Origin of the sequence: Bradyrhizobium sp. (genome assembly GCF_016462955.1) — a bacterium.
Lineage (GTDB): Bacteria > Pseudomonadota > Alphaproteobacteria > Rhizobiales > Xanthobacteraceae > Bradyrhizobium.
The window spans coordinates 3,494-11,152 of sequence record NZ_JAEMSD010000146.1 but is presented as its reverse complement, the minus strand read 5'-3'; the positions used below and the strand labels follow the sequence as shown (position 1 = coordinate 11,152).

7 protein-coding genes are annotated in these 7,659 nt (G+C 64.7%); 4 read left to right on the top strand and 3 right to left on the bottom strand.

Going from position 1 to position 7,659, the window contains the following annotated elements:
- Positions 1–754 (top strand): c-type cytochrome (locus tag JHD07_RS16855; RefSeq protein WP_291624204.1); only part of this gene is annotated, 754 nt, incomplete at its 5' end.
- Positions 755–829: 75 nt separating this feature from the next.
- On the opposite strand, the gene JHD07_RS16850 is transcribed toward JHD07_RS16855, so the two are convergent.
- Complete coding sequence (locus tag JHD07_RS16850; protein ID WP_291624202.1) at positions 830–1,321, bottom strand: MmcB family DNA repair protein; 492 nt, start codon at positions 1,319–1,321, stop codon at positions 830–832.
- Positions 1,322–1,519: 198 nt separating this feature from the next.
- Complete coding sequence (locus JHD07_RS16845) at positions 1,520–3,118, bottom strand: alpha-amylase family glycosyl hydrolase (protein WP_291624200.1); 1,599 nt, start codon at positions 3,116–3,118, stop codon at positions 1,520–1,522.
- A 159-nt stretch (positions 3,119–3,277) separates the two neighbouring features.
- Between JHD07_RS16845 and JHD07_RS16840 the strand changes: the two genes are divergently transcribed.
- On the top strand, positions 3,278–3,958 hold the full coding sequence (locus JHD07_RS16840; RefSeq protein ID WP_291624198.1) for an MBL fold metallo-hydrolase: 681 nt from the start codon (positions 3,278–3,280) through the stop codon (positions 3,956–3,958).
- Positions 3,959–4,021: 63 nt separating this feature from the next.
- Here JHD07_RS16840 and JHD07_RS16835 read toward each other — a convergent pair whose 3' ends face one another.
- Positions 4,022–5,194, bottom strand: coding sequence for a PHB depolymerase family esterase (locus JHD07_RS16835; RefSeq protein WP_291624196.1), 1,173 nt, complete (start codon positions 5,192–5,194; stop codon positions 4,022–4,024).
- Positions 5,195–5,665: 471 nt separating this feature from the next.
- Here JHD07_RS16835 and JHD07_RS16830 point away from each other — a divergent pair, with 471 nt between their 5' ends.
- Together JHD07_RS16830 and JHD07_RS16825 are read left to right on the top strand one after the other, a co-directional pair.
- Positions 5,666–6,901 carry an LLM class flavin-dependent oxidoreductase gene (locus JHD07_RS16830; RefSeq protein WP_291624194.1) on the top strand — a complete coding sequence of 412 codons (1,236 nt, stop codon included), beginning with the start codon at positions 5,666–5,668 and terminating at the stop codon, positions 6,899–6,901.
- 143 nt (positions 6,902–7,044) lie between these two features.
- Positions 7,045–7,659: cytochrome P450 (locus JHD07_RS16825; RefSeq protein ID WP_291624193.1), on the top strand; the 615-nt coding region annotated here is incomplete at its 3' end.

The following is a 7,659-nucleotide window of genomic DNA, read 5'->3' as shown; positions in this document are numbered from 1 at the left end:
TCCAGCCAAGCGCTATGCCGGCAACAATCTCGCCTGCAGCAACTGCCATCTCGAAGCCGGTACGAAGAAGTTCGGCTTGCCGATCTTCGGATTGGTCGAGCTCTTCCCGCAATACAGTGCCCGCCTGGGCGCCGAGATCACGATCGAGGACCGCGTGAACTCGTGCATGACCCGCAGCATGAATGGCCGCGCGCTGCCGCTCGACAGTCCGGAAATGCAGGCCTTCGTGGCTTACATCAAATTTCTCTCGTCCGGCGTGCCGGCAGGCAAAGCCTTGTCGGGACTCGGCGCCGGATCAATGCCTGAGCTCGATCGAGCGGCCGACCCCGCTCGTGGCAAGGCGATCTATGCGAGCGCCTGTCTCTCCTGTCACAACGAGGACGGCTCCGGAATACGCCGCAGCCTGCCGAGCGTCGATCTCGGCTACATGGTGCCGCCGCTCTGGGGCCCCGATAGTTTCAATGACGGTGCCGGCATGGCGCGGCTGATTACGGCGGCGAACTTCGTGCACTTCAACATGCCGCACGGAACGGACTACCTGAATCCTCAGCTCACGGTCGAGCAGGCCTGGGACGTGGCCGCCTATATGATCTCTCAGCCGCGCCCGAGAAAGACCGGTCTCGACAAGGATTATCCGGACCTTTCGAAGAAGCCGGTCGACACCCCTTACGGACCGTACGCCGACGGATTCGATCAGCAGCAGCACATGTACGGGCCTTTCGGTCCGATCCGGGCGGCGCACGCCAAGAAGTAGCCGCGGCCCATTGCAAATCGGTGCCCTCGGGGATCACGAAGGCTCCGGATCACGCCGCGCTTCGTTCAGCGCGGCCTATTCCCAGAAGTCCGCATGGCCTTGCGGATCGACCAGCCGGTTGATGCGCAAGGCCGCCGCCATCGCGAACCGCAGCGTCATCTGCTTGCGTGTGGCGGCAGCGAGCTTGTGCTCGGGCGCCTCGCAATGCATGTGTGCGCCATAGGCGTCGGCGACGATCAGGCCGGTGTCTTCAGGGAAGATCTCGCACGGCAAGTCCTGCGTGAAGGCGAAGAACAGCCGGTCGCAATGGGCGCGGTATTCATGCCATTTCTGATCGGCGCGGAGATCCTCCACCGACGACTTGATCTCGACGATCCAGATCTCGCCACGCTCGTTCAGCGCCACGAGATCCGCGCGCCGGCCCGACGGCAGCGGCAATTCGCTGATGCTGGAGAAGCCGAGCGAGCGTAACAGCCGCGACGTTCCGCGCGCGATGGCGAGCGCCGTCTCCGACTGGCGGCGATCCGGCAGCGGCACGAGGGAAATGTTGCGGGCGGTGTTGTCCATGGGGACAGGATAGCCGATTCCCCTCCGCCCGTCATTCCGGGGCGCGCGCAGCGCGAGCCCGGAATCCATAACCACAGGAAGACGTGTGGGGCAAAACGGCAACTCCGAGTCGTCGCAAAACTCCTTCCTGCGGTTATGGGACCTCAGATACGTAACTGCGCATCATAGCTCGCGCTTCGCGCGCCCCGGGACGACAGCTTACGGCGGCGCCACCACGACGCCCTCATTGCCGCGCAGGTCCAGCACGCCTTCGATCTCCTCGCCTTCGCGATCCAGGAACGTCGACAGCAGGATGCTGCTGCCGAACTTGATCGCGCTCGTCGTCACCGCGACCGGCTCGGGGCCGAGATTGAGCGCCACGATGACGGCCTTGCCGCCGGCCTCGCGGCCGTAGATCAGGAGATCGCCCTGCGCGGCGATCGGATGATAATCGCCCGCGACCAGCGGAGGACAGCTCTTCCGCAAGGCGATCAGACGCTTGTAGAGATTGAGAATCGAGCCCGCATCGGCTTCGAGATTGGCGACGTTCTCGTGGATATGATCCTCGGGCAACGGCAGCCACGGCCGGACTTGCGAAAAGCCGGCGAAGTCCTGGGAATCCCATTGCATCGGCGTGCGGCAGCCGTCGCGGCCGACGCCGATGCCGGGCACGTTCTTCTCGAATGGATCTTGAACGAACTCCGGCGCGATCGCGAGCTGATGCATGCCGATCTCGTCGCCATAGTAGAGGGTCGGCGTGCCGCGCAGGGTCAGCAGCAACATGGCCGCGACGCGGGCCTGCTCGGGCCCGACGCGGCTCGCCACGCGCGGACGATCGTGATTGCCGAGCACCCAGTTCGGCCAGGCGCCGCGCGGCAGCGCCTTCTCGTAATCCTCGATGATCGTCTCGAGCGAGCGCGCGCTCCAGAAGGTCGAGAGCAGCGCGAAATTGAACGGCATCTGCGCGCCGGTGAGATCGTTGCCGTAATAGGCCATGAGGCGATGCAGCGGCAGATAGATCTCGCCGATCAGGACGCGCGCGCCGTAGGAATCGGTGACGCGCCGCATCTCGGCGATGACGTCGTGCACCTCCGGCTGGTCGGTCGAATACTGCGTCAGGATCCTCTCGTTCGGCGGCCGGCCCTCGACGTAATGCGGGTTCGGGGGATTGTCGCGGAATTCGGCATCCTTGATCAGGTGCCAGATCACGTCGACGCGAAAGCCGTCGACGCCCTTGTCCAGCCAGAACCGCATCACGTCGTAGATCGCGGTGCGGACGTCCGGATTACGCCAGTTCAGGTCCGGCTGCTGGGCGAGAAAGGCGTGGTAGTAATATTGACCGGTAGCCTCGTCGAACTGCCACGCGCTGCCGCCGAACTCGGACAGCCAATTGTTCGGCACGCCGCCACCGGGCGCCGGATCGCGCCAGATGTACCAGTCGCGCTTGGGATTGTCGCGCGACGACCGACTCTCGATGAACCAGGGGTGCTGGTCGGAGGTGTGGTTCGGCACGAGGTCGAGGATCAGCTTCAGGCCGTTGTCGTGGGCGGCTTGGAGCAAGGCATCGAAATCGGCCATGGTGCCGAACAGCGGCTCGATGCCGACATAATCGGAGATGTCGTAGCCGAAATCCGCCATCGGCGAGGGAAAAATCGGCGACAGCCAGATCGCGTCGACGCCCAGCGACTTGACGTGAGGCAGCCGCGTGAGGATGCCGGCGAGATCGCCGACCCCGTCATCGTTCGAGTCCTGAAAGGAGCGCGGATAGATCTGATAGAAGACGCCGTCGCGCCACCAATTCTCGTTGTCGTGAGCCATGGAGGACCACCCAAAATCTGCCGCCTTGCGCGGAAGAACGCGACAGCCATGCCCCGGTTCAAATTGGCGGACCAATTGGGCCCGCTGTGTGACGGTTGTTCCGGCAATGGCCACGAATCTTTTGCTTGGCGGCCCGGCAAAAATCGGCATTGTGAGGCCATGACCGAGCAAGACGACACCCAAGAATCCCCGCAAGCCAAGGCGGGCGCGATCATCGTTCCCGTGACGCTGTTCGAGCAGAACTGCACCATCATCTGGGACGAGCCGACCAAGAAGGCCGTGGTGATCGACCCCGGCGGCGACGTGCCGAAGATTTTGGACGCGATCAGGCAGACCGGCGTCACCGTGGAGAAGATCTGGCTGACCCATGGCCATATTGACCATGTCGGCGGCGCGGCGGACTTGCGCGATGCGCTGAAGGTGCCGATCGAAGGCCCGCATGAAGCGGACAAGTTCCTGCTCGACAACGTGGTCGAGAGCGGCGCGCGCTTCGGCATGACGGGCGTGCGCAACTTCGCGCCGGACCGCTGGCTCGACGAAGGCGACAGCGTGTCGATCGGTGCCTTGCAGTTCGATATCCTGCACTGCCCGGGCCATTCGCCCGGCAGCGTGGTGTTCTTCAACAAGGATCTGCGTTTCGCCCATGTCGGCGACGTCCTGTTCGCGGGCTCGGTCGGCCGCACCGACCTGCCGGGCGGCAGTCACGCCACGCTGATCAACTCGATCAAGTCGAAATTGCTGCCGCTCGGCGACGATGTCGGCTTCATCTGCGGCCACGGCGCGGGCTCCAGCATCGGCCAGGAGCGGATGACCAATCCGTTCATCACGGGCGAGATGTGAGCAATTCGCGTTGGCGGCCACGCGCCGCTGTCTCGAACCCCGCCATCCGGGACGACAGTGGGGCTACTTCATCAAGCCTGCGGCCGTCAGCGCGCGCGTGATGATCTGGCCAAGGTCGAGGCCGCGAGGGCTCTCGTGCTTGGCGTCAGCCGGCTGTTCGGCAACGGCAGTTCGAATCGAGCGGGCGAGATGTGGCGCGGATGTCAGCGCCGGCTTCGCGGGCTTGACGTCCGCCTTGTTCGCCGCCGCGTCGGCGATGAAGCCGGTCAGGCCGAAGAATTTGGCGATGTGATAGGACGAGGAGATGCCGGCCTCGATCAGGAAGGCGCCTTCGACGCCGTAACGCTGGTCGTTGTCGGCAAGGCCGAGCGGCGTGCCGTGGGCCATGTCGGTGATGGCGTAGGATTCGACCAGGGTCTCGCCGTCCCTGTTCCACCAGGCCTGGCGCGGATGGCCGTCGACGACCGTCTCCGCCATCGGCATCTCCGGCAGGTCATGCAGGTCGAGCCACTGCTTGACGATCTCGTTGGCATTGCCGGGATTGACGGTGCGGTCGGCACTGCCGTGCCATACCGAGATCTTCGGCCAAGGCCCGCGATGATCGGTGGCACGGCGCACGAGATCGCCGAGCTCGCGCCCGGGACGCGCGGGAGAATGGAACATGCCGTCGAGCGCCTCGCGCAGATTCGCGGCGATGCCGTAAGGCAGCCCGGCAATGATCGCGCCGGCCGCAAAAACCTCCGGATAGGTCGCGAGCATCACCGACGTCATGCCGCCGCCGGCGGAGAGGCCGGTGATGAAGACGCGCCTGGGATCGATGCGGTGCGCCTTCACCATGTGCGCGATCATCGCGCGGATCGAGCGCGGCTCGCCGGAGTCCCGCGCGGTATCCTCCGGACTGAACCAGTTGAAACAGGTGTTCGCGTTGTTGGCGCGCTGCTGCTCGGGCATCAACAGCGCGAAGCCGTAGTGCTGTGCCAGCGTCGACCAGCCCGCGCCGAGATCGTAGGCGGCCGCCGTCTGCCCGCAGCCATGCAACACGACCACGAGCGCGCGCGGCTTCTGCAATTGCGGCGGCGCGAACGCAAACATGCGCAAGGCGCCGGGATTGTCGCCGAACTCCGTCACCTCCTGCAGCGGGCTGGATGAATCAGCGCTGCGGCCGAGCCCGGCAAGGCGCAGTCCGTCCAGCCTGTGCAGACGTTTCAGCAAGTCGATGTTCTTGGCTAGCGACACGGCAATGTCCTGGTGGGCGACGATCAACGTCCAGCCCAACCAAATAGTTGCTGCGATGCAAAATAAAAAGACCGTGCGCTGTCAATCTCACCGACACCGGGAAAACCCGGTGGAATCAGCACGCATTAACCGTAATGCCTCAACTTCGTGCACTGGCGCAGCGTATCTGCGCCAAAAATGCGGCGCAGGGCACGATGAATGTCACAAAAGCAGCAAGGACGACGCGGAATCTGCGCGCGCTGATTGAAGCCTCGACATGAATGTGTCGGGACGCGAATGGACCGGCCAGCCCAATCATGTCCCCATCTCACGAGATTCTGCGTCGTGCGATGTCGAGGGATACCGGACGTCTCACGCTTCACAACGCATGCCTGCATTCCGCCGCGCGGGACATCGCATGATTGCCTTCGCGCGATCGGGCACGTAGCGTGAGCGCCTCAACAAACAGAAAATGAAAGCCGGAGAGAACGCATGGCGCGCCTGAAGTTCGGAGCCTTCCTTGCCCCGCATCACCCGATCGGGGAGCATCCGATGCTGCAGTTCCGGCGCGATCTCGACCTCGTCGAGCAGCTGGACGCGCTCGGCTATGACGAGTTCTGGTGCGGCGAGCATCATTCCTCCGGCTGGGAGATGATCGCCTCGCCCGAGATGTTCCTGGCCGCGGCCGGCGAGCGCACCAAGCGGATCAAGCTCGGCACCGGCGTGGTGTCGCTGCCCTATCACCATCCCTACAACGTCGCCCAGCGCATGGTGCAGCTCGACCACATGACCGGCGGCCGCGCCATCTTCGGCTCAGGCCCCGGCGCGCTCGCCTCCGACGCGCACACGCTCGGCATCGATCCGATGACGCAGCGCGACCGCCAGGACGAGGCGATCGGCGTGATCCGCCGCCTGTTCAACGGCGAACGCGTCACGGCCAAGAGCGACTGGTTCACGATGAACGATGCCGCACTGCAGATCCTGCCGTTGCAGGAGGAGATGCCGTTCGTCGTGGCGTCGCAGATCTCGCCGTCCGGCATGACGCTCGCCGGCAAATACGGCATCGGCATCATCTCGCTGGGCTCGATGACGACGCAGGGGCTGATGTCGCTGCAGCAGCAATGGCAGTTCGCCGAGGACGCGGCGAAGAAGCACGGCACGAAGGTCGACCGCGCCGACTGGCGCGTGCTGCTGACCTTCCACATCGCCGAGACCCGCGAGCAGGCGCGCCGCGAAGCGGGCGCCGGGCTGATGCGTTGGCACAACGAATATAACGTCGGCACGCTGCAGCGGCCGGGCCTCACCGCGTTCTCCTCGCCCGACGAAGCCGTCGACAAGACCGCCTTCGTCGAGGGCGCTGCATCCACCATCGGCACGCCCGACGATCTCGTCAAAACCATCAAGAACGTGATGCAGGTCTCCGGCGGCGTCGGCGCCATCATCGGCTTCGTGCACGACTGGGCCAATCCAGAAAACACCCGCCGCAGCTGGGACATGGTGGCGCGCTACGTGGTGCCGGAGATCAACGGCTACATCGACGGGCTGCGCAGATCGCAAAAATTCGTGATCGACAACCGCGCGATCTTCGAGCGCGCGGGGCAAGCGGTGATGGCCAAGATCATGGAGAACGAGAAGGCCGCCGAGGCGCTGAAGGTTACCGGCCCCGGCCGCGTCGCCATTCCTGCCGTCAACGCGCCGGATCTGCAGAAGGAAGCGGCGAAGCGGTAGGGGCGCGCTGCGGCTGCACCTGCGGCCACTATCGCGAGCAAGTGATATCGGCCCGTGCTAAGCTGATCACATCAGCCAGGCACCGGCCGCAATATTGCCGTCGGTGGCTCGGATTCTGTCGGCTAGCAACCGGAGCAATCGTGATGTCGATGCAGAATGTGGCCGCCCCTGCGCTTCAGTTTACCCCGCCCAGGCGCAACGAGCTGACCCATATCCCCGGCGACGAGGGCTGGCCCTTCATCGGCAAGACGTTTCAAGTACTCGCCGATCCCAAGGGCCATATCGAAGCCAACGGCGCCAAATACGGCCTGGTCTACCGCACGCATTTCTTCGGCGAGACCAATGTCGTGCTGCTCGGGCCCGAGGCCAACGAGCTCGTGCTGTTCGACCAGCAGAAGCTGTTCTCCTCGACGCATGGATGGAACAAGGTTCTGGGCCTGCTGTTTCCGCGCGGGCTGATGCTGCTGGATTTCGACGAGCACCGGCTGCATCGCAAGGCGCTGTCGGTCGCCTTCAAGTCCGGGCCGATGAAGTCCTATCTCGGCGACCTCGACCGCGGCATCTCCGCGCGCATCGCGCAGTGGAAGGCAAAGCCGGGCGAGATGCAGCTCTATCCGGCGATGAAGCAGCTGACGCTCGATCTCGCCGCGGCCTCGTTCCTCGGCGCCGACATCGGGGCGGAGGTCGACGAGATCAACCGCGCTTTCGTCGACATGGTCGCCGCCGCCGTCTCGCCGGTCCGCCGCCCCCTGCCCGGC